This is a genomic window from Promicromonospora xylanilytica, assembly GCF_054782895.1.
The window spans coordinates 179,376-205,518 of sequence record NZ_BAAGRP010000001.1; the positions used below are offsets into that span (position 1 = coordinate 179,376).

A 26,143-nucleotide genomic window follows, 5' to 3' on the forward strand; every position below is an offset into this window, starting at 1 on the left:
CCGCCACCGTGCTACGTCGCGATGCCGTCACCTCGCCGCGGCACTACCGCGGCGCGCTCGCCTGCTGCTTGCGCAGCTCCTTCTCGCTGATCGGTGCCGTACCGCTCGCACGCAGCTCGCGGTAGTAGGCGCGGGCCTCGTCCTGACGGACCTTCTCGGAGCCGTCGGCGATCGGGGCACGCAGGTGCTCCTGCGTGAAGCCCCAGCCGTCGATGACGTCGAGCACGTCCGGGCGCAGCTCCTTCAGCAGCCGGTCGACGGTCGACGTCACGGCCTTGGCGCGGCCCGCCGAGAGCCGGCCGTTGCTCAGGTGCCAGTCGAGGTGGCGCTCGATGGTGGTCAGGCCGTAGATGTCGCGGAGCAGGGTGAGCACCTTGCGCGTGCCCGCATGGGACACCTTGCCGATGGCCTTCGTGAACGCGTCCCAGCGCACCAGCTCGGCCCACGCCGCGGCGGACCCGATGAGCCGTACCTGGTTGTCGTCGAAGATCTCCTGCGCGCGGACCGAGTCGGCCTTGAGCGCCGGGCGCATGCCCATCGCCGTGGCGGCGACCATACCCTCGTAGCGGGCGGCGATGAGCTCGCGCTGCACGTCGGCGTCCAGCAGGCGGCCCGCCGCGCGGGCGCCGCCGCCGTCGGCCACCGTCTGGCCGAGCCGCTTGAGCGGCACCTTGTGCAGCAGGGCGTCCTTGGCCTGCCCTGCCACGATGCCCGCCATGCCCGCGGGGGACTTGGCCGCCCGGGCCATCCTCTTGCCGTAGTCACCCACGAGCCGCTTGGCGGCGAGCTGCAGCAGCACGTGGTTGTCGCCCTCGAAGGTGGCGTAGACGTCGAGGTCCGCGCGCAGGCCCGTGAAGCGGTTCTCCGAGAGGAAGCCGGCGCCGCCGCATGCCTCGCGGCACTCCTGCAGGGTGTCGAGCGCATACCAGGTAGAGGTCGCCTTGAGGGCGGCGGCCGTGGTCTCGAGGTCCTCGCGCATGGCCGGGGTGTCCTCACGGCCGGAGAACACCGCGTCGAACAGGTCGAGCAGCTCGTCGTGCGCGAAGTGCATCGCGAACGCCTCCGCGATGCGTGGGAAGAGGCGGCGGCGGTGCGTCGCGTAGTCGAGCAGCGTCAGCTCGTCGGCACCGGCCGCGGGCGAGAACTGGCGGCGCTGCTCGGCGTACTTCGTGGCGATCGCGAGGCCGATCTTCGCCGCGGTGATCGCCGCGCCGTCGAGGGAGACACGCCCCTGCACCAGGGCACCCAGCATGGTGAAGAAGCGGCGGCCGGGGCTGTCGATCGAGGAGGTGTAGGTGCCGTCCGCGGCCACCTGGCCGTAGCGGGCGAGCAGGTCCCTGCGCGGCACGCGCACGTTCGTGAAGTGCAGCTTGCCGTTGTCGATGCCGTTGAGGCCACCCTTCTGACCGTCGTCCTCACCGCCGACGCCCGGCAGGAACTCCATGGTCTGCGGGTCACGGATCGGCACGTAGAAGCAGTGCACGCCGTGGTCGACGCCGCCCGTGATGAGCTGCGCGAACACGGTCGCCGCCACGCCGTCCTTGGCCGCGTTGCCGAGGTACTGCTTCCACGCCCCGCGGAACGGGGTGTTGATGACGAACTCCTCGGTCTCCACGTCGTACGTCGCGGTGGTGCCGATCGAGGCCACGTCGGAGCCGTGGCCCGTCTCGGTCATCGCGAACGCGCCGGGGACGGACAGGTCCATCGCTCCGGGCAGCAGCCGGTCCTGCTGCTCCTCGGTGCCGAGGTGGTTGATCGCGGAGGCGAAGAGCCCCCACTGCACGCCGGCCTTGATCTGCAGCGAGGGGTCGGCGGCGACGAGCTCCTCGAAACCAACCAGGTTGGCGCCCGCCTGCCCGCGACCACCGAGGCGCTCCGGGAAGGCCCGCAGGACCTGCCCGTAGGGCACCATCTGCCGCATCTGCTCGAGCGTGATGGTCCGGTGCTCCTCCTTGGTGATCCCCTCCCGCTTCCAGAGCTCGGGGTGCTCCGCCACCATGCGGCGCGCCTCGGCACGCTCCTCCGGCCAGCGGCCGAGCAGCATCCGCTGCAGGGCGGGCACGTCCACACGGCTGCCCGACGCCGGACGAGGGAGCGCCGGCGCGGGCACGGCGGCCTCGGTGTCCGTGGGGGTGGTCACGGGTTCGGAGGTGGTCGTCATCGGTTCTCCTCGGTGTACGGCCGACGGGCCAGGTGCTGGGTCTCGGGAGGGTGGGTCAGGTCAGGTGGTCACGGACGCGGTGCCGGGGCGGTCGTGGTGCAGCACGCCCACCGGCCCGGTCCAGAGCCAGAGCGTCACGCGCTCGGTCAGCTCCTCACGGGTCAGCGGGCTGGACTCGATGTTGCGGTGCCCGAGCCACCACTCGCCGGAGCCGCGCACGAAGCCGACGGCGCCGGAGGCCCAGGCCGCCGCGTCGGCCTGCGGGACGTCGGTGGCCCGCGCGAACGGCTCGGCCACGAGCTCGATCACGGAGTCGAGGTACGCGCCGAGCGGGTGCAGGTCGACGGGCGTGGTCGGGACGGTGGCGTCGGTGGTCTCCTCCGCGGCCGGAGCGCGGCGTCCGCGCCGACCGCTCTCGACCGGGGCGGGCTCGTTGCCGCCGATAGCGGTCCGGGTGACGAACCAGTACACGTTGGGCGAGCTCTCGATCATCTCGAGGTAGACCCGCACCATCTCGCGCAACGCCATCTCGGGGTTGGCCGCGCGTTGCGCGGCGGCACGCAGCGCGTCGTGCATCTGCATCACCACGGTCTCCGCGACAGCGAGCCGCAGACCCGCCTTGTCGTCGAAGTACCGGTAGACGATGGACTTCGACGTACCGGCCGCCGCGGCGATCTCGTCCATCGAGACCGCGGGCCCGAGCCGGTGCACCGCCTTGCGCGCGGCACGGACGAGCTCTGCCCGACGCGCCGTGCGGTGGTCGTCCCAGCGGGTCGAACGACCGTCGACTCCGATGCTCATCGCTCCGCCTCCCCACCCTGACTCGCTAGAGGTCTTGTGATTCGTCTCACGAGACTGAGAGTATCAGGTACTGTGAGTCCTGGGCACCACCCGGGGACGATCCGGGCCACCGCCCGTGTCCGCCTGAGAGGCTCGACCCACGAAGCCACCTGCCCGACGACGAAGTGAGAAGGAACAGCGACGTGTCCACTACCCCCTCCCCCGTCCCGTCCACGCGCGAGGCCGTGATCATCGGCGGCAACCGCATCCCGTTCTCCCGCGCCGGCAAGAAGTACGTCCGGACCAGCAACCAGGACATGTTCACCACTGCGCTGGAGGGCCTCGTCGCCCGGTTCGGCCTGCAGGGCGAGCGCCTGGGCGAGGTCGCCGGTGGCGCCGTGCTCAAGCACAGCAAGAACTTCAACCTGATCCGCGAGTCGGTGCTGGGCTCCTCCCTCGCACCCACCACGCCTGCCTACGACGTGCAGCAGGCCTGCGCGACCGGCCTCGAGGCCGCCATCGCGGTGACCAACAAGATCAAGCTGGGGCAGATCGAGTCCGCGATCGCGGGTGGTACGGACACCGTGTCGGACGCGCCGATCGTCGTCAGCGACCGCCTCAGGGCAGCCCTGCTGGACGCGAACCACGCCAGGACGACCGGCGCGAAGATCAAGGCCCTGCTCCAGATCCGCCCCAAGGACCTGGCCCCCGCCACCCCGAGCACCGGTGAGCCGCGCACGCACCTGTCGATGGGTGAGCACCAAGCTGTCACGACCGCCAAGTGGGGCATCTCCCGCGAGGCCCAGGACGAGATCGCGTACAACTCGCACCAGAACCTCGCCCGCGCCTGGGAGTCGGGCTTCTTCGACGACCTGGTCACCCCGTTCAAGGGCCTGACCCGCGACGACAACCTGCGCCCCGACACGTCGCTCGAGAAGCTCGCCAAGCTCAAGCCGGTCTTCGGCGCCGAGCTCGGCCAGGCGGCCACGATGACGGCGGGCAACTCCACGCCGCTGACCGACGGCGCCTCCGCCGTCCTGTTCTCCTCGCGCGAGTGGGCCGAGGAGCGCGACCTGCCGGTCCTGGCGAAGTTCGTGGACGCCGAGACGGCGGCCGTCGACTTCGTGCACGGGCACGAGGGGCTCCTCATGGCCCCGGCCGCCGCCGTGCCGCGGCTGCTGGCCCGCAACGGCCTCACCCTTGAGGACATCGACTTCTTCGAGATCCACGAGGCGTTCGCCTCCACCGTGCTGACCACGCTCGCGGCGTGGGAGGACGAGGAGTACTGCCGCACCGAGCTCGGCCTGGACGGCGCGTTCGGCAAGATCGACCGCAGCAAGCTGAACGTGAACGGTTCGTCGCTCGCCGCGGGCCACCCGTTCGCCGCGACCGGCGGGCGCATCATCGCCACTGCGGCGAAGCTGGTGGCCCAGAAGGCCGCCGAGACCGGCCGTCCGGCACGGGCGCTGATCTCGGTCTGCGCCGCCGGGGGCCTGGGCGCCGTCGCCGTCGTCGAGTCCGCCTGAGCCCAGAGCGCAACGGAGGGTGAGGGCCGAGGCACTCGCCCGCAGTGCGGCGCCGGGCTCAGGCGGCAGAAGTTGGCGCCTGAGCCGGCGACCGAGCACCTCCCCCAGATCGGAAGGAAATTCGTGGCTGACAACTACACCCGGTTCGTGAACGGCGAGCTCGGCAAGAAACTCGCGAAGCAGCTGAACCTCCCCCGCCCGGCCGTGCTGCGCCGCTATGCCCCCGACGCGCCTCTGACGGTGGGCCCGGTGCTCGTCGTGTCCGACGACGCCTCGGCCGGCGACGCGGACGCGCTCGCCAAGGCCCTGCTCGCCTGGGACGTCGACGTGCGCCGATCCGCGGAGGGCGCCGCCGACGTCCGCTGGGGTGGCGTGGTGCTCGTCGGCACCGCGGCGGAGGCCCCGGAGGCCGTGTCGGAGGCGGTGCTCGCCCTGGGCGGCACGCTGCGCAGGCTCGCGGGCAACGGCCGCGTCGTCGTCGTGTCCCGTGCGCCCGAGGCCGGCGACTCGCCCGCACTCGCCGCGACTCGGGCCGGCTTCGAGGGCTTCACCCGCTCGGTCGGCAAGGAGCTGCGGGGCGGCGCCACGGCGAACGGCGTGCAGCTGACCGGTGGCGCCGCCGTCGACTCGGCCTCCGCGCTGGGCACGCTGCGCTTCTTCCTGTCCGCCAAGTCGGCGTACGTCGACGGCCAGGTACTGCCCGTCGGCCCGTCGGAGCCGCTGGGCGACGTCGACTGGCGGCAGCCGCTGGCCGGCCAGGTCGCCGTCGTGACCGGTGCGGCGCGCGGGATCGGCGCGGCCATCGCGCGCACCCTGGCCCGGGACGGCGCACGGCTCGTGGTCGTGGACGTACCCGCGGCGGGCGAGTCGCTGGCCGCCGTCGCGAACGAGCTCAAGGGCACCGCGGTGCAGCTCGACGTGACCGCCGCGGACGCCGGGACCAAGATCCTGGAGGCCACCCGGCACCTCGGCGGGGTCGACATCGTGGTGCACAACGCGGGCATCCTGCGGGACAAGCTGCTCGCGAACATGAAGCCCGCCCAGTGGGACGCCGTCATCGCGGTGAACCTCGCCTCCCAGCTGCGCATCAACGAACAGCTGCTGGCCGCCGGTGTGGAAGGTCTGCGCATCGTGTCGCTGGCGTCGACGTCGGGCATCGCGGGCAACAAGGGCCAGACCAACTACGCGTACTCGAAGTCGGGCGTGATCGGCCACACGGCCGCCACCGCGCCGCTCGTCGCCGAGCTGGGCGGCACCGCGAACGCGGTGGCACCGGGCTTCATCGAGACGGAGATGACCAGGTCGATCCCGTTCGCCACCCGTGAGGTGGCGCGGCGCGTCATCCCGTCGCTCCAGCAGGGCGGGCTGCCCCTGGATGTCGCCGAGGCGATCGCGTTCCTCTCGTCGCCGGTGGCGAAGGGCGTGAACGGGCAGGTGCTGCGCGTCTGCGGGCAGTCGATGGTGGGCAAGTGAGCGGAAGCGCACTGGTCAGGGCGGGCGCTCCGGCGTCGTACGGCGTGACGGAGCTGGCCCGGCTGCCCGCGCTCGGCGGACTGTTCGGCAAGGGCGTCGCCGGCTCCGTCGGCAAGCGGCCGCAGGGCGCCGTGCGGCTGCCCGAGGTCGCCTACCAGGTGGCGGACGTCGACACGTCGGCAGAGGCCGGGCATCTGGCGGCGTACCAGGATCTGGTGGGCGAGCCGTCGTCGGAGGTGCTGCCGGCCGGGTTCCTGCACGTGCTGGCGTTCCCGCTGGCCACGGCCGTGATGGTGCGTGGGGACTTTCCGCTGCCGCTGCTGGGCATGGTGCACCTGAGGAACTCGGTGCGGGTGCACCGGCCCGTGCGGCTGGGCGAGACCCTGCGGGTGCGGGCCTGGGCGCAGGACGCCAGGCCGCACCGCCGGGGCGTCCAGGTGGACCTCGTCGCCGAGGTGCTGGTGGGCGGGAAGCTCGCCTACCAGGGGGTGTCGACGTACCTCGCCAAGGGCTTCACGGCTCCAGGCGGCGCGGAGCCCGCTGCCGAGGCTCCCCGCGAGGAGTGGACGGCGCCCCTGCCGACCGCACGATGGAGGCTGAGCGGCGGGACGGGACGGGCCTATGGCGCGGTGTCCGGCGACCAGAACCCGATCCACACGTCGAGCCTCGGCGCCAAGGCGTTCGGGTTTCCCCGCGCGATCGCGCACGGCATGTACACCGCGGCGCGGGCCCTGGCCGAGGTCGGTCCCGTCCACCGCGGCGAGCGGTACGAGTGGACCGTCGAGTTCTTCAAGCCGGTGCTGCTGCCGAGCACGGTGGACGTGGCGATCCGCCGCCCGGCGGACGCGGGCACTGCGGGCGCCGCGGGCACTGCGGGCGCCGACGCCTTCGTGTACGAGGGCTGGCGCTCGGGCCGGAACACCCGCCACTTCCGGGGCACGGTCACTCCGCTCTGACCACGCGAGAAGTCCGCCTCCATCATGCGATCAGGCTGGGGAGACCCTGAAGCCTCAAGCCTGATCGCATGGTGGAGGCGGACTTTCGGCCTGCCGGACAGCCAGCCGGGGGAGGAGCAACTCCTCCCAGAGGACCGCCCGCTTCGGACGGAAGAAGCCCGAGTGCCCGATGCGGGCCAGGCCATGGTCTGCGGCGCGCATCTCGACCAGCTCGATGTCGGCGTTCGGGAACTCACGGCTCCAGTACCAGATGGACTCCGGGGAGATCAGCTCGTCGTCGTCGGTCCAGAGGGCCGTGACCGGCGTCCGCACCTTCGCGAAGCGGTCCCGCAGCTCGGGGTGCTCGCTGAACAGGTAGTCCGGGTGCAGGCACCAGCGGCCCCACTGCCGCATGACGCCGCCGGGCAGGTCGTCCAGGATCCGGAGCCGGCGGCCCGGGTAGTAGCCGACCGCGGCGATCGCCACGGGCGCGATGGCCCGCCACAGGAGCGGCGACCAACGCTTGATCATCGGCGCGGCCTTGCCCCGCCAGCCGGTCCCCGAGGCCACCATGACGCAGGCGTCCACGCCGACGTCGGACAGGAAGCCCAGGCTCTGGCCGCCGAACGAGTGGCCCACCCAGGTGAGCGGGACGCCGGCGGCGTCGGCCCGCGCGCGGGCGTGCCCGGCCGCGAGCTCGGCGTCGTGGTACCAGTCCAGGGCTGTCGCCGACGAGTCCCGCATCGGGCCGTAGAGCTCGGGCTCCGAACCGCGGTACGAGAACGTGAGGACAGCGAAGCCCCGGTCCGCGAGCCAGCTCGCCGTGTGCCGGTAGAACCGCATGGGCATGGCCATCGCCGGCGCGATCGCCACGATGCCCACCGGGTCGCCGTCGGGCAGGAACCAGCGTCCGGCCACCCGCACGCCGTCCTCGGCGGGAAAGCTCACGTCCTCGGTGGTCACGTGCCGGAGGCTATCAATCCCGTATCCTCACGACGGCGGCGAACTTCATCCGGTGGGAGGGTACCCATGCTCGGTGACGTGCTCGGCCTGACGAAGACGCAGTCCCTCGCCTATCGCGACCTGGTGGCCTCCCCGTCGCTCGACGCGGCGGAGCTCGGCCGGCGGCTCGGGTGCGACCCCGGTGACGCCCTCGACGTGCTCCGCGCGCTGGAGAGCCACGGCCTCGCCGCACGGCAGAGCGCCGACGACTCCCGCTTCCAGGCCGCTCCCCCCGAGATAGCGCTCGGCGCGCTGCTCGCCCGCCGCAAGGACGAGATCCGCGCGGCACAGGTCGAGCTGATCGAGCTCGAGGAGGAGTTCCGGCGTTCGTCCGCCCTACGGCCGGCCACCGACGTCGTCGACGTGGTACGCGGGGCCGACGCCGTGAAGCACCGCATCATCCAGCTCCAGCTCGGCGCGCGAGAGACCGTCGAGTCGTTCACCAAGCCGCCGGTGTTCGTCATGCCCGCCGACGAGAACACCGCGGAGGACCAGGCGGTGGCCCGCGGCGTGCGCTACCGCGTCGTGATCGACCGTGTCTTCCTCGACACCGGCGTGCTGCGGGTCGACGACGTCGCCCAGGCCCTCGAGAACGGCGAGGACGTACGGTTCTCCGAACGTGTGCCGATCAAGCTGTTCATCATCGACCACCGGCTGGCCTTCGTGCCGATCCAGACCGTCGTCGAGGCGGGCACCGAGGGGTCCGACCTGGCGCCCGACCTGGTGGGCGCGCTGATCATCCATCCGTCGGGCCTGCTGGACGCCCTCATCGCCCTGTTCGAGAGCGTGTGGCGAGACGCCACACCGTTCGCCCCGCCCGGTGAACGGTCCGCCACGGCCGACCTCGACCAGGAGGACAGCCGCATCCTCGCGCTCATGCTGGCCGGCCTCACGGACCAGTCCGTGGCGAACCAGCTCGGGCTCTCGCTGCGCACCGTGCAGCGGCGCGTCAAGGTGCTGATGGGCGTCGCCGGCGTCTCGACGCGCATCCAGCTCGGCTGGCACGCCGCGCGTAAGGGCTGGATCTGAGGGCCCGCTCCGTGGCAGCGTGGTCGCCATGACCAGCCTGGCGTGCATCCTCCGCCCCTCGACACCGCCGTCACGCATCATCCCGCTCGCCCGCGCCGTCGAGGCAGCGGGGGTCGACGAGATCTGGCTCTGGGAGGACTGCTTCCAGACCGGCGGCATCTCGACCGCGAGCGCGATCCTGTCCGCCACGGAGCACGTGCGGGTGGGGATCGGGGTGCTGCCCACGCCCCTGCGGAACGTCGCGCTCACCGCCATGGAGGTCGCGACCGTCGACGGGATGTTCCCCGGGCGGCTGATCCCGGGGATCGGCCACGGCGTACAGCCGTGGATGGCGCAGGTGGGCGCCAAGGCCGCCTCGCCGCTGACCCTCATGCGCGAGTACTCGGCCGCGCTGCGCGCCCTGCTCGCCGGTGAGCGGGTGACGGCGTCGGGCCGGTACGTGTCCCTTGACGACGTCGCGCTCGACTGGCCGCCCGCCCGGCCCGTGCCGGTGCCGGTCGCCGCCACGGGGCCGAAGTCGCTGCGCCTGGCGGGCGAGGTCGGCGACGGCGTGGTGCTCGAGGGTTCGGTCGGCCTGCCCGGCCTGCCCGCCGCGCTCGAGCAGGTCGCCGAGGGCAGGGCGGCGGCCGGCCGGGGCGACGCGAGCTTTCCCGTGATCCAGTTCGTCTCCGGGGGCACGGGGCCCAGCGCGGTCGCACGCCTGCGGGCGGAGCTGACCGCCTGGGGCAGCGACGTGGCCGACGACACGGCCCTCGCGGGCTACGCCCTGTGGGGTGACGCCCAGGCGCTGGCCGACGGTGTCCGCCGGTACGGCGAGGCGGGCGTGGACACCGTGGCGCTCCAGCCGACGGAGGACGACCCGGACCTGGAGCGGCTCATCGACGTGCTGGGCGAGGCGCAGGCGCTGCTCGGGTCGGAGTAGCCGATCCCTTCGGGGGATCCCGCTGGCCCGCACGCAGGACGCACGACGCGACGCCGGGGTCGCACCGCCTCGCGGCGGTGCGATCCCGGCGTCGTCGTCGCGCGGGTCCGATCAGACGATCAGATGTCGCGCGGCGGAGGCGCGAACGACCCCGAGGTGCCCGGGTCGGTGCGGGGCACGGTCCCGTGGGCCGTGCCGGGCTCCGCGGCGGGCGTGGCAGCGGCGGCACCGCCCGACGACAGGTTGCCGAGGAAGCCCTCGACGCGCGGCCGCATGGGACCGATCAGCGCACCGCCGACGCCGACGATCAGAATTCCGGCCAGAGTGGCCAGGAATGCCACGAGGACAGGCATTGTCACCGTGGTGCCGATGCCGATCTGGTTCACGGCGGCGATAATACCCAGCGCGATGATGAAGAAGGACACCGACTTCGCGACCAGGGGGCCGTAGGAAACCCGGCCCATGGAGTTCAGGAGAAGGTCCTTCACCGCATTCGCGATGGCGCCCGCGATCACCACGATGACGATCGCGACGACCAGCTTGGGAAGCCAGGCGACGATGTCGTTGACGATCGCGCTCACCGGGTTGGTGGGACCGAACGCACTCAGCGCGAGCTGGAGCGCGATGAGCAGGATGAAGTAGTAGATGATCTTCGTGAGCAGCGCGATCGGCTCGATACCCGACCCGGAGAGCATCCGGTTGGCGCCCGCCTTCTCGAGCACCTTGTTGAAGCCGATACGCGTCAGGATCATCCCCACGAACCGGGCGATCGCCTTGGCGATGAAGTACCCGATGAGGAAAACGATCAGGAACACGAGGAGCTTCGGGATGAAGCTCGCGATCGCGCCAAGGGCGTTCGTGAGCGGCGCCAGCCAGTCGACCTGGATCGGTACGACAAGACCTGCATTGAGGAATGGCATAGTTCTCTCCCCCTTCGAGACTTTTCTCGTCACCTCCGCTACGCCACGGTGGCGCAGCACAAAGGTGCCAGCACTCCACGAACATATGCCGGAGAAGCGCATTCTGCGCGGCGTGGCATTGCTTCCTCAGCGCACCATTAGGCAGAGAAAGCGCATATGTGCAGGTCAGACGGCCGCGCACGGTCTGTCTGATTGATGAATCTGCCCAGGTCCGCTGTAGAGCGGGTGAGACATAAGCGGCATTTCCGCGCACCGGCCGGTGAGCGCATAGCCTGGCCGGATGGAACCCCTGCACGAGAAGACGGCTCTTGAGCTCCGCGACCTCCTCGCCGCGGGAGAGCTCACTCCCGCCGAGGTCACCGACTACTTTCTCGACCGGGTGGAGCGGCTCGACGGCGCGGTCGGCGCCTTCGCGACCGTCACACCGGAGCTCGCCAGGGAGCGCGCGGCGGCCCTCGGGCGGGCGGGTGGCCCGGCCGTGGACGCCCCGGCGCCCGGCAGTCTCTGGGGCCTGCCGACGGGGGACAAGGACCTGTGGAACCGCGCGGGCGTCCCGACCGGGTTCGGTTCCCGCGCCTTCGCCGGCCTGCCGCCCGCCGCGGAGAGCGACGAGCTGGTCCGGGTCCTCGATGCCGCCGGCGTCGTCAGCCTGGGCAAGACGGCGGCACCCGAGCTCGGGTTTCCTGCCTACACCGAGCCGGTCGACGCGCCGCCGGCCCGCACACCGTGGGACCTGACCCGCGGCGCGGGGGGTTCCAGCGGAGGCGCGGCCGCGGCGGTCGCAGCGGGCATGCTGCCGTTCGCCCCCGGGTCCGACGGCGGCGGCTCGGTCCGCATCCCCGCGGCGGCCTGCGGCGTGGTCGGCCTCAAGCCGACGCGCGGTCTCCTGCCCGCCGGCAGCGGGATCGACTCGCTGGGCGGGCTGGTCGTGAACGGGCCGATCGCGCGGAACGTCGCCGACGCGGCCCTCCTGCTCGAGGCGATGCTCCCGCGACGCGCCGACGGCGGCGTGGCACACCCGTTCTCCTTGCGCGCGCCGTCGTACGAGGCGGGCGCCTACCTCGCGGCGGCGCGGCGCGCCGTGCTGCCGGACCCGCTGACCGGGCACACCGGTCCGGACGGCGGGACCGCGCGGATCGGGGTGACCACCACGTCCGCATGGGACGGCTTCTACGCCATCACCGTGTCCCCGGAGGCCACGGCCGCACTGGACGCGGGCGTCGGCGCACTGGCGGGGCTGGGGCACGCGATGGACGAGATGGTCCTCGCCGAGGCACCCGAGTACGCGCCCGCGTTCCGGACCCTGTGGATGGGCGGCGCGTCGGCCGTGCCGATCGACGACCCCGGGACGCTGGACAAGCTGGAGCCGCTGACACGGTGGCTGATCCGGTCGGGCCGCGAGGTGCCCGCACGACAGCTCGCCGAGGCGCTGCGCACGCTCAACGGCTACGAACGCTCGCTGGTCACCCAGATCAGCATGTACGACGCCGTCATGACGCCCGCGCTCGCGCTCACGCCACGGCCGGTGGGCTGGTACGACGCAGACGACCCCGAGCGGAACTTCGAGCAGCAGTGCCAGTACACGCCGTACACCTCGATGCTCAACGTCGCGGGTCTGCCCGCGATCACCGTGCCGACGCACTGGACCGCGGCGACCGCCGAGGCGCCGGCCGGACTACCGATGGGCGTGCAGATCATCGGCAGGCCGGGCGGCGAGCTCACCCTCCTGGCGCTGGCGGCGCAGCTCGAGGCGGCCCTGCCGCAGCGGCCCGGCTTCCCGCTCTGACCCGTTGGTTCATTCGGGGGCAGGGAGGCAGCCGAACGCCTCGTCGAAGCCCAGGGCCGCCGTCGCCAGGAGGCCCGCGAGGCCGGACCCTTCCGGGACGGGGCGGGGGTCGTCGGTCACGACCCACAGCCCGTCGACGACGTCGTAGCCGGCCTGGGGACCGTCCGTCACCAGGCTGCCGACGGCGGCGATCAGGCGCTCCACCTCTTCGCCCGCCGTGCCGACGCCGACCGAGGCCCGCACCGCCCCGGCGTCGAACCCGAGGCGGCCGAGCAGCGGGTGGGCGCAGAACCGCCCGTCACGCACACCGATGCCGTGCTCGGCGGACAGGTACGCGGCGACCAGGCCGGGGTCGTAGCCGGTCACGGTGAACGTCACGACACCGACGGGGTCGACGGCGTCGGCCCAGACCCGGACCACCTCGACGCGGTCGATCGCCTCGAGCCCGGACACGAGCCGGCGGCGCAGCGCGTTCTCGTGCGCCACGACATCCGCTGCGTCGAGCGCCGCGAGCTCCTCGCATGCGGCGGCGAGCGCCACCGCACCGATCACGTTGGGCGATCCGGCCTCGTGCCTGGCGGGCCCCTCGTGCCAGTCCGTGCCCGCGACGCGCACGCGGCGCACGGCGCCGCCGCCCGCGAGGTACGGCGTGCCGGCGTCGAGCCAGTCCCGGCGGCCCACCAGCACGCCCGAGCCGAACGGCGCGTACGTCTTGTGCCCCGAGAAGGCGAGGTAGTCGACGCCCGTCGACTCGAGGGAGATGCGCCGGTGCGGCACGAGCTGGGCACCGTCGAGCACCACGCGCACGCCGAACTCGTGGGCGACGGCGACGATCTGGTCGACGGGGAGCGACTCCCCCGTCACGTTGGAGGCGCCGGTGAGGGCCAGGAGCGCGAACTGTCGGTGCGCTGCGGCGGCCGCCAGCTCCTCGCGGATCTGGGCGAGCGTCTCGGCCACGGTGGCGCCGCCGGTCAGCACGGTCGCGTCCGTGCCGCGCTGCCACGGCAGGAGGTTGGCGTGGTGCTCGACGTCGAGCACGAGCACCCGGCCGGGCTCGCCGTCGGGCTGGGCGGGGACGCATCCGGCGAGCAGGTTGAGGGAGTCGGTGGTGTTGCGCGTGACGATCGTCAGGTCGTCGTCGCGGGCGCCGACGAACGCGCCGATGGCACGGCGGGCCGTCTCGTAGAGCGCGGTGCTGACCTGCGAGAGGTAGCCGGCGCCGCGGTGGACGCTCGCGTACAGGGGAAGCACCTGGGTGACTCGGTCGGCGACGGCCTGCAGCGCGGGGGCCGACGCGGCGACGTCGAGGTTGGCGTACGGGACCCGCGTCCCGTCGACGAGCGGCACGGCCGTCCCGCCGCCCACCACGGGGCGCAGCGGGGCGACGTCGGCCACCGTGACGTCGTCGGCGAGGATGGTGGTTGCAGACATGGTGCCCTCCAGCACGGTCCTGGGGGGAAGCCCCCGCGCTTGCCACGCACGGCTGCGCGTGGCCAGGTCGTCACCCGGGGCACCCCGCCGCGGAGGAGGGTTGCCGGCCAGCGAGCCGGGGCTTCGCGCTGGCGCTCATGACCTGGCGTCATCCTGTGCTGCGGGAAATGGCCTGTCAACGCACGTCTCAAATACTGGTCTCACCATCCGGTCGACAGTCCACCGATGTTCTGAGTGTTCGGACCGAACCGAACAATACGATACGGTGGCTTCATGAGCGCCGTCGAGGACTTCACCGAAGAGGCTGGGCTGTTCTACGAGCGGCTCGGCCTGAGCCGCACCGCCGGCCGCGTCATCGGGCACCTGCTCGTGTCGGACGACGACGGCGCCGACGCGCCCGAGCTGTGCGAACGGCTGGCCGTCGCCAAGAGCAGCATGAGCGTGGCGCTGCGCCAGCTCGACCAGGCGGGCATGGTCGAGCGGTTCCGGCGCCGGGGCGAGCGCCGGGACCGGTACCGGCTCACCGAGGACGTCTTCGGCAGGGCGTTCCGCGCCAAGCTGGCGGAGCTCGACGCCTTCCAGCGGCTCGCCGCGCACGGCCTCGCGGCGGTCGGCGACGACCCGCACCGCCGCAAGCACCTGGAGAACATGCGCGACATGTACGCGTTCATGGCGGACCGCTTCCCCGCCCTCCTGGACGAGTGGGAGGCCTCGCGATGAGGGTTCTCCTGGTCACCATGGGCAGCCGGGGCGACGTCGAGCCGTTCGCGGCCCTCGCCGCCGCGCTCGCCCGGGCGGGCCACGAGCCGCTGCTGGCCGCGCCACGGCGCCTGACCGAGGACGCGGCGGCCCGCGGGATCCCCGTCGCGCCGCTCGACGACAGCATGTTCGCCCTGCAGGAGGAGGTCGCGGGGAAGGGTGCGCGGGCGTCGATCACGGCGGCCCGGTCGGCCCTGCCGCTGCTGCGCCGCTGGCTCGACGACCTGGCGACCCTGCGGGACGCCGGAGCCGACGTCGTCGTCCACGCGCCCAAGGCACTGGGCGCACCCCACCTCGCCGACCTGCTCGGCGTGCCGTCGATCGCCCTGCTGCCCGTCCCGCTGTTCAGCCCCACGGCAAGGTTCCCGTCGCCGCTCAGCCCGGTCCGGCCGCCGCGGTTCCTCAACCGGGCGAGCTGGCGGCTGGCCGCCGCGGTCGAGGCCCCGTACCGGCGCATGGTCCGTTCCTGGCGGTCCGAGACGCTCGGCCTGACCGGCCCGACGCCGGGGCTTGCCGAGCGCGTGGCGCGCGACGGCGTGGTGCACGCGTGGAGCCCGCACCTGTTGCCCGCGCCGGACGACTGGTCGGCGGACCTCGCGCCGACAGGCTTCCTGACCCTGGCGCCCGACGAGGGCCGGACGCTGCCCGCCGCACTGGACCGGTTCCTCGACGCCGGTGAGCCGCCGGTGTACGTGGGGTTCGGCAGCATGCTCGCCAAGGACCCGGACTCCTTCACCCGGGCCGTGCTCGACGGTCTGCACGGCTCGGGACGGCGCGCGGTCCTGGCGACGGGCTGGGGTGCGCTCCGGCCGACGCACGTGCCGGACGGCGTCCACGTGATCGACCAGGCGCCGCACGGCCTCGTGCTGCCACGCACCGCCGTCGCGGTGCACCACGGCGGCGTCGGCACCGTGGCGGCCGCCATGCGGGCCGGCGTGCCGCAGGTGATCAGGCCGTTCCTGGGTGACCAGCCGTTCTGGGCGCGCCGCGGGCACGAGCTGGGGATCGCCGCACCCCCGCTGACCGGCAGGCTCACCGCCGAACGGCTCGCCGCGGCGATCGACGACGCGGCGGCCCGGGCGGACACGGCACGAGGGCTGGCGGCCCGGGTGAACGCGGAGGACGGCGCCGCCGCCGCGGTCGCGCGGGTCGAACGGGTCGCCGTCGCCTGACCGGTCGGTCCGGGCTCGACGCCTGGTCAGTCCCGCTCGGCGGCCCCGACGAGTGCGGCGATCCGCTGCGCGTCCGCACGGTACAGGGCGACGTGCTCGCGCAGCTCGGCCGGACCTCCGTCGTCGGCCCGCGCCTCGGTCCACGCCGCCAGGTCGTGCAGCCTGCCGACCATCGCCCCCAGCACCTCGGCACGCGAGTACGCGAACCCGTACGCGGAAGTCAGCGCATCCAGCCTCGCCATCGGATCAAGGTGCCCGACGGCGTAGCCGACCCCCGCGAACGCGTCCCCCGACAGCGGCGCGATCCGGTAGGCGAGGTAGGCCAGGTCCCGCACACGTGGACCCGGTGCGGCGGTGTCGAGGTCGATGAGGCCCGTGAGCCTGCCCGCGCGGAAGACCATGTTGTAGGGCGCCGCGTCGTTGTGGCAGATCACCTCGGCCGGCTCGGTCGCGGGCAGGCGCCACCGGGCGCCCGACGTGGCGAACCCCGAGGTGGCGTCGTGGAACCGTCGCAGCAAGCGCCCTGCCTCCTCTAGGACGTCCGCGGACCAGAGCCAGTCCGGGGCGGGCCAGCCGGGCACGTCTCCCGGGAGATACGAGAGGATCTCCCGGCCCTGCTCGTCGAGGCCGAGAGGCTCGGGGACCTCGGTCAGGCCGCGTGCCCGGACGTGGGCGAGCAGACGCTGGACGGTCGGTGTCCATGAGCCCGCCTCGCGGTGCACCGTGTTCCCGACCCGCACCACACGGGTGGTGTTGCCGCCCGTCAGCACCTGCTCGTCCACAACCTTGTCCACAGCTTTATCCACAGGGTTGTCCACAGGCATGTCCATCCCAAGACCCGAGCCCGACCAGCCGGCGAGACGGCATCCCACCTAGCGGACGCCATGTCGTACGATCACGAGCGACCATCCCGAGCGGCCGAGTGACGTGGCACGACGAAGCCGCAGCAACCCAGCGTTCCCGCCCCCGGCGAGGACGGACAAGGGTGCTACCGCCACGACCGATGGAGGAGCACATGAGCGTCCCCGCGCACATCGAAGCCCGCGCCGCAGAGGGTTATGCCGGCGACATCACGCCCCAGCAGGCCTGGGACCTGCTCGCCGCGGACCCGGGCGCCACGCTCGTCGACGTCCGCACCGAGGCCGAGTGGCGCACGACCGGCGTTCCCGACCCGGCGTCCCTCGGCAAGGTGCCCGTGTTCAGCGAGTGGGTGCAGGCAGGCGGCCGTCCCAACACCCGGTTCCTGGAGGAGCTCAGGGCGGCAGGTGTGACGGCGGGCCCCGTCATCTTTCTCTGTCGCTCCGGCCAACGCTCGATCGGCGCCGCCCGGCTCGCCACCGCGGCGGGCATCGCGCCGTCGTACAACGTGCTGGAGGGCTTCGAGGGGGCGCCCGGTGTCGACGGCGTGCGCGACCAGCAGGGCTGGAAGGTCGCAGGCCTGCCATGGGCGGAGGACGCCAAGTGACGGTCACCGGAGCGTTCCCGCCCGACGCGTCCCCCGGCGGGTCCGGCCGCAAGCCGCTCCCCCGTGGCGTGCGCGCCGCCACCCTGGCCGTGCGCGGCGGGCACCAGCGCAGCGACTTCCAGGAGACGAGCGAGGCCCTGTTCCTGACCCAGGGCTACGTCTACGACACGGCGGCAGAGGCCGAGGCCTCGTTCACCGGCGACATCGACCGGTTCGTCTACTCGCGCTACGGCAACCCGACCGTCCACACGTTCGAGGAGCGGATCCGCCTGCTGGAAGGCGCGGAGGCCTGCTACGCGACGGCGACCGGGATGTCCGCGGTGTTCACCGCGCTGGCCGCCCTCGTGCGGTCGGGGTCACGCATCGTGGCGGCCCGGGCCCTGTTCGGGTCCAGCATGGTGATCTTCCAGGACATCCTCGCCAAGTGGGGCGTGCACACCGACTACGTGGACGGGCACGTGCTGTCCCAGTGGGAGGAGGCGCTCGCGACCCCCGCGGACGTCGTGTTCTTCGAGACACCGTCCAACCCGATGCAGGACATCGTGGACGTGCGCGGCGTCGTCGAGCTCGCGCACGCCGCCGGGGCGACCGTGGTGCTGGACAACGTGTTCGCCACCCCGCTGCTGCAGAAGCCGCTGGAGCTGGGCGCAGACGTCGTCGTCTACTCCGCGACCAAGCACATCGACGGACAGGGACGCGTGCTGGGCGGCGCCATCCTCGGCTCCGCGGAGTACGTGACCGGGCCGGTGCAGACGTTCATCCGCAACACCGGGCCGTCGCTGTCGCCGTTCAACGCCTGGACCCTGCTCAAGGGTCTTGAGACGCTGCCCGTGCGCATCGCGGCTCAGGGCGCCGGTGCGCTCACGGTGGCCGAGGCCCTGGAGGAGCTGCCCGGCGTGGGTGCCGTGCGGTACCCGTTCCTCGACTCGCACCCGCAGGCCGAGCTCGCCCGCGCCCAGATGAGCGGCGGCGGCACCGTGGTGACGTTCGACCTCGCGGTGCCGCCGGGCTCCGACGCCGAGACGGCGAAGAAGCACACCTTCGCGTTCCTGGACGCGCTCGAGATCATCGACATCTCGAACAACCTCGGGGACTCGAAGTCGCTCATCACCCACCCCGCGACGACCACCCACCGCAAGCTCGGCGCGGCGGGCCGCGCCGCCGTCGGCATCACGGAGACGACGGTGCGCCTCTCGGTGGGCCTGGAGGACACGCGAGACCTGATCGAGGACCTGGAGCAGGCCCTCGCCCAGACCCGGCGCTGAGTGCTGGATATTCGCCCCTCGAACGGTCCAGAAAGGGCGAATACCCAGCACTCAGCGAGCCAGGGCGGCGGACAGGATGGTGTGGGCTCGGTGCTCCTGTCCCTTCAGCCGTGCCACGTCCGACGTCGCGATCGCCTCCGACGCCGCCGGCGGGACGCCGTGGACCGGGTCGAGCGCCTCGTCCTGGAGCTCCAACCGGTGCTCGTCCAGCGACGACGCACGGCCGCCCGTCGACAGGCCCCAGCCGAACGGGAACAGCGGGTCGTAGTCCGCGTCACCGACGTTCACCACCGGGTCCTCGGCCGACCGCGGCCACGAGACCGGCAGCCGTCCCGTGAACCGGCGCTCCCCGAACAGCACGTCCGCCACGCCCGCGCCCTCGGTGCCCGGCAGCCAGGACGCGACGAGCGCGTCGATCGACCCGAGCTGCTCGGTGACCACCTGCGGCCGTCCGGACACGACGAGGACCACGCAGGTGTCGATCTCGGCGCAGACCTGCTCCACGACCTCCACGTCGCCGGGCTGCAGCGCCATCGACTTCTCCTCGCGGGGCACGCCGCCGTCGGCGGGATCCCAGGCCCATTCGGGCCCGCCGACGTCGCCGTACCCCTCGGCGTACGGGGTCTCGCCCACGACGACGACGCCGACGTCGGCCCCGTCGGTCGGCGCGGACGCGTCCTCACTGAACGTCACGTCGTCCGCGACGGCCTGGATGCCCTCCAGGATCGTCGTGCCCTCCGTGACGTCACCTGACCAGCCCTGCCAGGTACCGGTCCAGCCGCCCGCCTGGTTACCCACGTCGTCGGCGTTGCGGCCGGCCACGTAGACGTCGGCACCGGGATCGAGCGGCAGCGCGTCGCCGTCGTTCTTCAGCAGCACCTGGGACTCGGCCACCGCCTTCCGCGCGATCGCGCGGTGCTGGTCCGAGCCGATCGTGCCGGCGTGGCGCCGGTCCGCGAAGGGCTCCTCGAAGAGCCCCAGCTCGAACTTGGCGGCCAGGATCCGGGACACGGCGTCGTCGACCCGCTCCTCGGTCACCGCGCCGTCGTGCACCGCCGCGACCAGCCGCGTGTGGAACCGCTCGAACTGGGACGGCTCCATGAACATGTCGATGCCCGCGTTCACGCTGGTGACGATCTGCTCGGTGGTGGGCGAGTCGGACGCCGGCGGCGGGACCTGGTGGATGCCCTGGTAGTCGCTGATGACGAAGCCGTCGAACCCGCGCTCCTCCTTGAGCCACCCGTTGATCAGCTCGTCGTGGGCATGCATCTTCACGGGATTGCCCAGGCCGTCGTCGGTCCAGTCCACGCTGGAGTAGCTCGGCATGACCGAGCCGACGCCGGCCGCGAGCGCCGCCGCGTACGGCGGCAGGTCCACCGCCTCGACGTGGGCGCGGCTCTGCTCGGTGATGCCCTGGTCCAGGGTGTACTCACCCTCACCGGTCCCGTAGGCCGTGTCGCCGTCGGCCACGAAGTGCTTGGCCGTCGCCAGCACGGAGCGAGTGCTGTCCAGGTGCTTGCCCTGGAACCCGCGCACCGCGGCGGCGCCGAGGACGCCGGCGAGCGCCGGGTGCTCCCCGAAGGACTCGTAGGTGCGGCCCCACCGGTCGTCGCGTACCACGCACAGGCACGGCGCGAACGTCCAGGGGATGCCGGTCGCGCGGGTCTCGGTGGCGACCATGCGCCCTGCCCTGGCCACGAGCGCCGGGTCACGGGTCGCACCGAGGCCGATGTTGTGCGGCAGGATCGTGGCGCCCGCCAGGTTGCCGTGGCCGTGCACGGAGTCCACGCCGTAGAGCAGCGGGATCTGCAGCCGGGTCGCGAGCGCCCGGATCTGGAAGCCGTCGACGGCGTCGGCCCAGCCTTCCGGGGTGTTGTCGGCCGGCGTGGAGCCGCCGCCGCTGAGGACCGAGCCCAGTCCCAGCTCGGTGATGATCGCCGGATCGCCCGTGACGTTGGCGCGCTCCGCCTGCGTCATCTGCCCGACCTTCTCCTTGAGCGTCATCCGGCTCACGAGGTCGGCCACGCGCTCGTCGACGGGCAGCTTCTCGTCCAGGTACGGCAGGTCGTGCGCCCGCACGACGACGATCGGCTGGGTCGAGATCTCCGCTCCGTGGGGCCTGAGGGTCACCGGAACGGTCTCGGCGGTCTCACCGGCTTCGGAGTGCCGGGTCCGCACGGCGATGGTGCGTTCGGTGCCCGACGGCGTTCCCGCGGCGAACGTGAGCGTGCCGGAACCGGCGGCGTAGTCGGCGTCGACGGTGGCGGAACCCGAGCCGGTGTGCCAGTCGACGCTGACCGGCGCCATGAGGGGAGCGCCCTCCGCCGTCCGGACGGTGACGGTGACGGTTGCGGTGTCGCCGTCCTCCACGAGGACGACCGGATCGGCGCTGACGGCGACCTCGGCGTTCGGGTCGCCGTGCGGGTCGGCGGCCGCGGCCCGGGTGGCCGGGGCGGAAAGAAGCAGGGGGGTCACGGCGAGTGCCGCTGCGGCGAGAACTGCGGGAAATCTGCGTACGCGGGGGTGCTGCACCGGACCTGGGATCGCGGGCATCCTGGGGGTTCCTCTCGACCTTGGGAGGTGATTTACCGATCACACACCGGAGCACGCCCCGGCACAAGCCCTGTTGACCACTGGATAGGGTGATGACGTGGACCCCGTTGCCCCCTTTGCGAAGATGCTGCGCGCCGACAACCCCGGCCCGATGACGCTCGACGGGACCCGGTCGTACGTGCTCCGCGGCCCTGGAGCGGCCGGTCGCGTGGTCGTGGACCCCGGGCCGCAGCTCGAGGCGCATCTCACGGCGCTGGCGGCGGACGGCCCGGTCGATCTGGTGCTCGTGACCCACCGGCACGCGGACCACACCGGCGGGCTCGCCAGGTTCCGCGAGCTGACCGGGGCACCGTCGCGCGGTGTGCTGCCGGAGTTCAGCGTCGGCGGGGACGGCGCGCGGGGCCGGCCGCTGGCCGACGGCGAGGTGCTGGACGTCGCCGGCCTGCGCATCGAGGTGCTGGCCACGCCGGGGCATACCGCCGACTCGGCGTGTTTCGCCGTGTCGGGGGCGACGGCGGGCGGGGTGGTGCTGACCGGCGACACGGTGCTGGGACGCGGGTCCACCGTGCTCGCCGAGCCGGACGGCTCGCTGCGGGACTACCTGGCCTCGCTGGACCGGCTGAGCGCGCTGACACGGTCCGGTCGGCTGCCGGGCCTGCCCGGGCACGGGCCGGTCATCCCCGACCTCGGCGCGGCGGTACGCGCCTACCGGGAGCATCGCCAGGAGCGCCTGGACCAGGTGCGCGCGGCTGTCGGTGCCCTCGGCTCGACGCTGCCCGACGCCGACGTGCCGCTCCCGGACGCTCTCCTGGACACGGTGACCAGCGCGGTCTACACCGACGTGGACCCGTCCGTGCTGCTTGCGGCTCGTTCCTCGGTACGCGCGCAGCTGGAGTACCTGCGGGGGCGGTAGGGCGCCGTCAGAGCGGCTTGCCCAGGAAGATCAGGAGCGGGTCGTCGGCATTGTCGTGCGGCGGGTACGGCAGCACCGGACGGTAGCCGAGCTTCACGTACAGGCGCAGCGCCTCCGGTTGGCGGATGCCGGTGCCGAGGTAGAGGGCGAGCGCGCCCCTGCTTCGGGCCTCGGCCTCGACCTGCCGTGCCAGCTCCGTCGCGACGCCCGCGCGTCGCGCGGCCGGGTCCACGAACACGGTGCGCATCTCGAGGCCGCGCGAGAAGGTGGGCTCCTCCCCTGCCTCGGTCCGTGCGACGGCGGCGAGGCCGCCGACGCCACGCAACGGGTCGGCGGCGAGATGTTCCGGGCCCACGAGCGCGGGCGCGAGCGTCGCGCAACCCGCCGGCCGGCCGTCGAGGGTCGCGACGAAGGTCGTCAGGGCGGTACGCCCGCGCTCGGCGTCGACGACGTCGTGGCCACCCCGTGCCTCGACGTCGCGCGCCAGCTCGGGATAGCGCTCCTGGTGGAACGCCCACATGGCGCGCCGCAGGGCCGCCGCGTCGGGGTCGTCCCAGGGCACCTCGCGGATCTCGGGCCCAGCGGCTCCGGCCGCCGCAGGCGACACGGGCTCGCCGGACGACGGCGCAGCCGGCTCAGGCACCAACCACTTGCCGAAGCACCGCGACCCGGGCTCGTCGGAGAACACGCCGAACGAGGCGACCGGGTCGTACCCCATCCGCAGGTACAGGCCGAGGGACTCGGGCTGCATGAGGCCGGTCTCCAGGACCAGGTGCCGTACGCCCGCCGAGGTGGCGACGTCCTCGACCGCGTTCATGAGGGTGCGGGACAGCCCGCGGCCGCGGAAGCCCGGCGCCACGTACACGCGCTTGACCTCGGCCGTGCCGTCGGGGTGCAGGCCGCCCTGGTAGTCGTCGCGGCCCGACAGGTCGCGCAGCGCGGCGTGCCCGGCAGGCTCGCCGTCGACCCGGAGCAGCAGGGTCGCGAACACGTTGGACGGGTCGACCTGGTCGCGCGCGTCGGGGACGTGCGCGCTCTCCGGTCCGGTCGCCGTGGACCGGCCCGGCATGCCGTAGCGCTGATCGATCTCGTTCTGCTGCTCGCCACGCAGGCGGACGGCGTCACCGTGGTCCCAGCCGACGGTCTCGATGGTGATCCCCGCGAGCACCTCAGCGGTCATACGTACCTGCCCTGGACCGACCAGCGGTCACGCGTGGACCAGCGAGGCCAGCACGGACGTGAAGAACGTGAGCCCGTCGGTGCCGGCGCGCGGCCCCTCGGCGGACGCTGGGCCGAAACCGGGCTCGACCGCGTGCTCGGGGTGCGGCATGAGCCCCACCACGTTGCCCCGGTCGTTGGTGATCCCCGCGATGTCACGGCGCGAACCGTTCGGGTTCCACCCGTCGTAACGGAAGACCACGCGGCCCTCGCCCTCGAGCTCGTCCAGCGTGCGCTCGTCGGCGACGAACTGGCCGTCCTGGTTCTTCAGCGGGATCTTGATCTGCTGGCCACGGCGGAACTCGTTGGTCCAGGCGGTGTGCGCGTTCTCGACGATCATCGACTGCTCCCGGCACACGAAGTGCAGGTGCTCGTTCTTGACCATCGAGCCGGGCAGCAGGTGGGCCTCGGTCAGCACCTGGAAGCCGTTGCAGATGCCGAGCACCGGCATGCCGCCCTTCGCGGCGTCGACCACCGCGGTCATCGCCGGCGCGAACCGGCTGATCGCGCCCGCGCGCAGGTAGTCGCCGTAGGAGAACCCGCCGGGCAGCACCACGGCGTCGACGTCCTGGAGCGACGCGTCCGCGTGCCACAGCGACACCGCCTCGGCACCGGCCAGGCGCACGGCCCGCACGGCGTCACGGTCGTCGAGCGTGCCGGGAAAGGTGATGACGCCGATGCGGGCGCCGTCGATCCCCGGCACCGGCGTGGTGGCCGGCGTCGGCTCGGTCGCCGACATCAGGCACCCACCGGTGCGCCGCTCGCCTCACCGGCGGTCTCGACGGCCTCGGCGACGGACACGACGTCCTCGATCACCGGGTTGGACAGCAGGGTGGCTGCTGCTTCTTGCGCGGCGGCGAGGATCTCCGGCGTCACCTCACCGTCCACCTCCAGCTCGAACCGCTTGCCCTGACGCACACCGGAGAACTGGGTGAAGCCGAGGCGCGGCAGCGCTCCGACGACAGCCTTACCCTGGGGGTCCAGGATCTCGGGCTTGGGCATGACCTCGACGACGACGCGTCCCACGAAGGCTCCTTGAAGGTGAGGGAATTCCGGGGAGAGTCTACTGGCGCGAGCGGGTGCCTCGCTGTCCCGTCCGATGAGAGCACTCTCATCGAGTTCTCCTCGGCGCCTCATCACGCTGCGCCACGGTAAGACCTGTCCGATAAGTCCATGATCGAGGAGCACCGTGTATACCCGAGCCGTCGCCGCCCTGGGGCTGAACCACCGGCCGGTCGCCGGCGTGTTCTTCCTGACCGTCACCACGACGCTGGGCCTCGTCCTGCTCTACGTGACGCACTCGTTCCTCGGGGTACCCAACTGGCTGGAGTTCCGGTTCGGCAGGGAGCGCGCCGTGCCGGAGGTCGTCGGCTACGTGTTCACGGCGTGGGCGGCCGGGCTGGCCCTGTACCTGGCCGTCGCGCAGCGCCAGGCCGTCATGGTCGGCTGGTCGGCGGTGTTCGCGGTGCTGCTCGCCGACGACTACCTGATGCTGCACGAGCGGATGGCCAAGGTGATCTTCGTGACCTTCGGAATTCCGCACCCGTACGGGCAGCCGTTCGGCGAGATCGGGTGGCTCGGCGGGGTCGGTCTGGTGCTCCTGACGGTGATCGCCGTCGGGCACAGGTTCGCCGGGCCTCCGTGGCGGGCGGCCTCCCGGGTCATGACCGTGCTGCTCGCGCTGCTCGTCCTGTGCGGGTGGTGATCGACGCGTTCCACGCGTTCGTCCCCAACGTCAAGCCGTGGAACGTCATCTTCATCGTGCTGGAGGACGGTGGGGAGCTCCTGCTCCTCGCCGTCGTCGCCACGTTCCTCTACGGGCTCGCGTTCGCCGACCACCGGCCGTCGCCGGAGACGTTGAAGCGCCGCGGACGACGCGCGCGGCGCGGGCCGCAGCGGCGCCACGAGGCACCGAGCCGGCCGACCGCCCGGGTCGGCTGACCCGTTCCCGGGGCGCCGGCGCGTCACACCGTCAGGTACTGGTCCGCCCAGGCGCTGATGATCCGGGCCGCGCGCTTGGCCTGCCCGGGCGCGGTGAGCAGGTGGTCGGCACCTTCCAGCGACACGAACGAGCGCGGGTGCCTGGCCTCCTGGAAGATCTCCCCGGCGTTCGAGATGTCCACGGTGCTGTCGGTCGGCGAGTGCATCACCAGCAGGGGTGAGTCCAGCTCACGGATCTTCGACCGGAGGTCCGCCCGGCGGACGTCCTCCACGAAGTGCCGCTTCAGGGTCAGCGCACGCCCGCCCACCATCCACTGGGCGTGGCCGTCGGCGAACACCCGGTCCAGGACGGCGTCGTAGTTGTGCTCCGCGTGGCGTGGCTCCACGGGCGCACCGATCGTCGCGACGGCCTGCACGCCCGGGATGTCGCCGCCCGCCGCGATCGCGGCCGCGCCCCCGAACGAGTGCCCGACCAGCAGGTGCACCGGGTGCCCCTGGTCCGCCATGAACCGTGCGGCCTGCACGGTGTCCGCGACCTTGTGCGTGAACGAGCCGTCGCCCCAGTCGCCCTCGGAGTCGCCGAGGCCGAGGTTGTCGAAGCGGAGCATGCCGATGCCCTCGTGAGCGAGCTGCTTGCAGATCCGGGCGGCGGCGGGCGAGTCCTTGCCCAGCGTGAACCCGTGGGAGAACACTCCCCAGCCTCGCGCCTCGCCGTCGGGCAGATCGATGATGCCCGCGAGACGCGGCCCTGACGTGCTCTCGAACGTGACGCGCTCAGCCACGACCACTCCCCCTGTCGACAGGGGGCGATATTAACGTCACCCGGGTTTCCCGGAGATGACGGCAAGACGCGGCGAGACAGCGCGTCCACGCCGCCGGTTCCGCTGAGCCG

At 72.6% G+C, this 26,143-nt stretch carries 24 protein-coding genes and 1 riboswitch; of the genes, 13 read left to right on the forward strand and 11 right to left on the reverse strand.

Features of this window, described 5'->3' with window-relative positions:
- Window positions 1-43: 43 nt before the first annotated feature.
- Both ACYVK7_RS00800 and ACYVK7_RS00805 read right to left on the reverse strand, forming a co-directional pair.
- Entirely contained in the window at window positions 44-2,161 is a 2,118-nt protein-coding gene (locus ACYVK7_RS00800; RefSeq protein ID WP_460885768.1) for an acyl-CoA dehydrogenase family protein, read from the reverse strand.
- Between the two features lie 60 nt (window positions 2,162-2,221).
- The gene (locus ACYVK7_RS00805) at window positions 2,222-2,962 is read right to left on the reverse strand and encodes a TetR/AcrR family transcriptional regulator (RefSeq protein ID WP_460885769.1); all 741 of its coding nucleotides are present in this window, start codon (window positions 2,960-2,962) and stop codon (window positions 2,222-2,224) included.
- A 182-nt stretch (window positions 2,963-3,144) separates the two neighbouring features.
- Between ACYVK7_RS00805 and ACYVK7_RS00810 the strand changes: the two genes are divergently transcribed.
- The 3 genes from ACYVK7_RS00810 to ACYVK7_RS00820 all read left to right on the forward strand — a co-directional run bounded on the left by ACYVK7_RS00810 (window position 3,145) and on the right by ACYVK7_RS00820 (window position 6,896).
- Window positions 3,145-4,467 (forward strand): acetyl-CoA C-acetyltransferase, encoded by a 1,323-nt coding sequence (locus ACYVK7_RS00810; RefSeq protein WP_460885770.1) that lies wholly within the window; start codon window positions 3,145-3,147, stop codon window positions 4,465-4,467.
- Window positions 4,468-4,590: 123 nt separating this feature from the next.
- Window positions 4,591-5,940: a 3-oxoacyl-ACP reductase gene (locus tag ACYVK7_RS00815; protein ID WP_460885771.1), complete on the forward strand. Its 1,350-nt coding sequence runs from the start codon at window positions 4,591-4,593 to the stop codon at window positions 5,938-5,940.
- Complete coding sequence (locus tag ACYVK7_RS00820; protein WP_460885772.1) at window positions 5,937-6,896, forward strand: MaoC/PaaZ C-terminal domain-containing protein; 960 nt, start codon at window positions 5,937-5,939, stop codon at window positions 6,894-6,896. Before ACYVK7_RS00815 ends, ACYVK7_RS00820 begins: the two co-directional genes overlap by 4 nt.
- Window positions 6,897-6,950: 54 nt before the next feature.
- On the opposite strand, the gene ACYVK7_RS00825 is transcribed toward ACYVK7_RS00820, so the two are convergent.
- Window positions 6,951-7,838, reverse strand: coding sequence for an alpha/beta hydrolase family protein (locus ACYVK7_RS00825; RefSeq protein ID WP_460885773.1), 888 nt, complete (start codon window positions 7,836-7,838; stop codon window positions 6,951-6,953).
- Window positions 7,839-7,904: 66 nt separating this feature from the next.
- On the opposite strand from ACYVK7_RS00825, the gene ACYVK7_RS00830 reads away from it, so the two are divergent.
- Both ACYVK7_RS00830 and ACYVK7_RS00835 read left to right on the forward strand, forming a co-directional pair.
- Window positions 7,905-8,906, forward strand: a complete 1,002-nt coding sequence (locus ACYVK7_RS00830) for a helix-turn-helix domain-containing protein (RefSeq protein ID WP_460885774.1) — start codon at window positions 7,905-7,907, stop codon at window positions 8,904-8,906.
- Between the two features lie 28 nt (window positions 8,907-8,934).
- A complete protein-coding gene (locus ACYVK7_RS00835; protein ID WP_460885775.1) occupies window positions 8,935-9,828 on the forward strand; it encodes an LLM class flavin-dependent oxidoreductase in 894 nt (297 codons plus the stop codon).
- A 119-nt stretch (window positions 9,829-9,947) separates the two neighbouring features.
- Here ACYVK7_RS00835 and ACYVK7_RS00840 read toward each other — a convergent pair whose 3' ends face one another.
- Window positions 9,948-10,850, reverse strand: a complete 903-nt coding sequence (locus ACYVK7_RS00840; RefSeq protein ID WP_460885776.1) for a membrane protein — start codon at window positions 10,848-10,850, stop codon at window positions 9,948-9,950.
- Window positions 10,851-11,028: 178 nt separating this feature from the next.
- Here ACYVK7_RS00840 and ACYVK7_RS00845 point away from each other — a divergent pair, with 178 nt between their 5' ends.
- The gene (locus ACYVK7_RS00845; RefSeq protein ID WP_460885777.1) at window positions 11,029-12,534 is read left to right on the forward strand and encodes an amidase; all 1,506 of its coding nucleotides are present in this window, start codon (window positions 11,029-11,031) and stop codon (window positions 12,532-12,534) included.
- A gap of 9 nt (window positions 12,535-12,543) precedes the next feature.
- Here ACYVK7_RS00845 and ACYVK7_RS00850 read toward each other — a convergent pair whose 3' ends face one another.
- Window positions 12,544-13,965, reverse strand: coding sequence for an aminotransferase class V-fold PLP-dependent enzyme (locus ACYVK7_RS00850; protein WP_460885778.1), 1,422 nt, complete (start codon window positions 13,963-13,965; stop codon window positions 12,544-12,546).
- A gap of 30 nt (window positions 13,966-13,995) precedes the next feature.
- Window positions 13,996-14,108, reverse strand: a riboswitch (SAM riboswitch).
- A 130-nt stretch (window positions 14,109-14,238) separates the two neighbouring features.
- On the opposite strand from ACYVK7_RS00850, the gene ACYVK7_RS00855 reads away from it, so the two are divergent.
- Window positions 14,239-14,685 carry a GbsR/MarR family transcriptional regulator gene (locus ACYVK7_RS00855; RefSeq protein WP_460885779.1) on the forward strand — a complete coding sequence of 149 codons (447 nt, stop codon included), beginning with the start codon at window positions 14,239-14,241 and terminating at the stop codon, window positions 14,683-14,685.
- Window positions 14,682-15,896: a glycosyltransferase gene (locus ACYVK7_RS00860; protein ID WP_460885780.1), complete on the forward strand. Its 1,215-nt coding sequence runs from the start codon at window positions 14,682-14,684 to the stop codon at window positions 15,894-15,896. Before ACYVK7_RS00855 ends, ACYVK7_RS00860 begins: the two co-directional genes overlap by 4 nt.
- Before the next feature lie 26 nt (window positions 15,897-15,922).
- Here the strand turns inward: ACYVK7_RS00860 and ACYVK7_RS00865 are convergent, their stop codons facing one another.
- On the reverse strand, window positions 15,923-16,690 hold the full coding sequence (locus ACYVK7_RS00865) for a phosphotransferase enzyme family protein (RefSeq protein WP_460885781.1): 768 nt from the start codon (window positions 16,688-16,690) through the stop codon (window positions 15,923-15,925).
- Window positions 16,691-16,911: 221 nt separating this feature from the next.
- Between ACYVK7_RS00865 and ACYVK7_RS00870 the strand changes: the two genes are divergently transcribed.
- Entirely contained in the window at window positions 16,912-17,361 is a 450-nt protein-coding gene (locus ACYVK7_RS00870) for a rhodanese-like domain-containing protein (RefSeq protein ID WP_460885782.1), read from the forward strand.
- Window positions 17,358-18,626, forward strand: coding sequence for an O-succinylhomoserine sulfhydrylase (locus tag ACYVK7_RS00875; protein WP_460885783.1), 1,269 nt, complete (start codon window positions 17,358-17,360; stop codon window positions 18,624-18,626). Before ACYVK7_RS00870 ends, ACYVK7_RS00875 begins: the two co-directional genes overlap by 4 nt.
- Window positions 18,627-18,677: 51 nt before the next feature.
- Here the strand turns inward: ACYVK7_RS00875 and ACYVK7_RS00880 are convergent, their stop codons facing one another.
- On the reverse strand, window positions 18,678-21,179 hold the full coding sequence (locus tag ACYVK7_RS00880; RefSeq protein ID WP_460885784.1) for a glycoside hydrolase family 3 protein: 2,502 nt from the start codon (window positions 21,177-21,179) through the stop codon (window positions 18,678-18,680).
- 124 nt (window positions 21,180-21,303) lie between these two features.
- Between ACYVK7_RS00880 and ACYVK7_RS00885 the strand changes: the two genes are divergently transcribed.
- Window positions 21,304-22,092 carry an MBL fold metallo-hydrolase gene (locus ACYVK7_RS00885; protein ID WP_460885966.1) on the forward strand — a complete coding sequence of 263 codons (789 nt, stop codon included), beginning with the start codon at window positions 21,304-21,306 and terminating at the stop codon, window positions 22,090-22,092.
- Window positions 22,093-22,099: 7 nt separating this feature from the next.
- On the opposite strand, the gene ACYVK7_RS00890 is transcribed toward ACYVK7_RS00885, so the two are convergent.
- From ACYVK7_RS00890 to purS, 3 genes are read right to left on the reverse strand one after another with little or no spacing between them, the layout of a single operon-like run.
- Entirely contained in the window at window positions 22,100-23,272 is a 1,173-nt protein-coding gene (locus ACYVK7_RS00890) for a GNAT family N-acetyltransferase (RefSeq protein WP_460885785.1), read from the reverse strand.
- Between the two features lie 27 nt (window positions 23,273-23,299).
- Complete coding sequence (gene purQ / locus ACYVK7_RS00895) at window positions 23,300-24,049, reverse strand: phosphoribosylformylglycinamidine synthase subunit PurQ (protein ID WP_460885786.1); 750 nt, start codon at window positions 24,047-24,049, stop codon at window positions 23,300-23,302.
- Window positions 24,049-24,336 carry a phosphoribosylformylglycinamidine synthase subunit PurS gene (purS, locus tag ACYVK7_RS00900; protein ID WP_460885787.1) on the reverse strand — a complete coding sequence of 96 codons (288 nt, stop codon included), beginning with the start codon at window positions 24,334-24,336 and terminating at the stop codon, window positions 24,049-24,051. Before purS ends, purQ begins: the two co-directional genes overlap by 1 nt.
- A 163-nt stretch (window positions 24,337-24,499) precedes the next feature.
- Here purS and ACYVK7_RS00905 point away from each other — a divergent pair, with 163 nt between their 5' ends.
- Window positions 24,500-25,015: a hypothetical protein gene (locus ACYVK7_RS00905; protein WP_460885788.1), complete on the forward strand. Its 516-nt coding sequence runs from the start codon at window positions 24,500-24,502 to the stop codon at window positions 25,013-25,015.
- Entirely contained in the window at window positions 25,012-25,251 is a 240-nt protein-coding gene (locus tag ACYVK7_RS00910) for a hypothetical protein (protein ID WP_460885789.1), read from the forward strand. The genes ACYVK7_RS00905 and ACYVK7_RS00910 overlap by 4 nt, the downstream gene beginning before the upstream one ends.
- Window positions 25,252-25,274: 23 nt before the next feature.
- Here ACYVK7_RS00910 and ACYVK7_RS00915 read toward each other — a convergent pair whose 3' ends face one another.
- The gene (locus ACYVK7_RS00915; protein WP_460885790.1) at window positions 25,275-26,033 is read right to left on the reverse strand and encodes an alpha/beta hydrolase family protein; all 759 of its coding nucleotides are present in this window, start codon (window positions 26,031-26,033) and stop codon (window positions 25,275-25,277) included.
- Window positions 26,034-26,143: the final 110 nt, after the last annotated feature.

Bases quoted from the DNA above. Each gene is read 5' to 3' on its own strand.
- ACYVK7_RS00800 (WP_460885768.1), bottom strand. From the start codon at position 2,161: ATGACGACCACCTCCGAACCCGTGACCACCCCCACGGACACCGAGGCC.
- ACYVK7_RS00805 (WP_460885769.1), bottom strand. From the start codon at position 2,962: ATGAGCATCGGAGTCGACGGTCGTTCGACCCGCTGGGACGACCACCGC.
- ACYVK7_RS00830 (WP_460885774.1), top strand. From the start codon at position 7,905: ATGCTCGGTGACGTGCTCGGCCTGACGAAGACGCAGTCCCTCGCCTAT.
- ACYVK7_RS00835 (WP_460885775.1), top strand. From the start codon at position 8,935: ATGACCAGCCTGGCGTGCATCCTCCGCCCCTCGACACCGCCGTCACGC.
- ACYVK7_RS00840 (WP_460885776.1), bottom strand. From the start codon at position 10,850: ATGCGCTTCTCCGGCATATGTTCGTGGAGTGCTGGCACCTTTGTGCTG.
- ACYVK7_RS00845 (WP_460885777.1), top strand. From the start codon at position 11,029: ATGGAACCCCTGCACGAGAAGACGGCTCTTGAGCTCCGCGACCTCCTC.
- ACYVK7_RS00850 (WP_460885778.1), bottom strand. From the start codon at position 13,965: ATGTCTGCAACCACCATCCTCGCCGACGACGTCACGGTGGCCGACGTC.
- ACYVK7_RS00855 (WP_460885779.1), top strand. From the start codon at position 14,239: ATGAGCGCCGTCGAGGACTTCACCGAAGAGGCTGGGCTGTTCTACGAG.
- ACYVK7_RS00860 (WP_460885780.1), top strand. From the start codon at position 14,682: ATGAGGGTTCTCCTGGTCACCATGGGCAGCCGGGGCGACGTCGAGCCG.
- ACYVK7_RS00870 (WP_460885782.1), top strand. From the start codon at position 16,912: ATGAGCGTCCCCGCGCACATCGAAGCCCGCGCCGCAGAGGGTTATGCC.
- ACYVK7_RS00880 (WP_460885784.1), bottom strand. From the start codon at position 21,179: ATGCCCGCGATCCCAGGTCCGGTGCAGCACCCCCGCGTACGCAGATTT.
- ACYVK7_RS00885 (WP_460885966.1), top strand. From the start codon at position 21,304: ATGCTGCGCGCCGACAACCCCGGCCCGATGACGCTCGACGGGACCCGG.
- ACYVK7_RS00890 (WP_460885785.1), bottom strand. From the start codon at position 23,272: ATGACCGCTGAGGTGCTCGCGGGGATCACCATCGAGACCGTCGGCTGG.
- purQ (WP_460885786.1), bottom strand. From the start codon at position 24,049: ATGTCGGCGACCGAGCCGACGCCGGCCACCACGCCGGTGCCGGGGATC.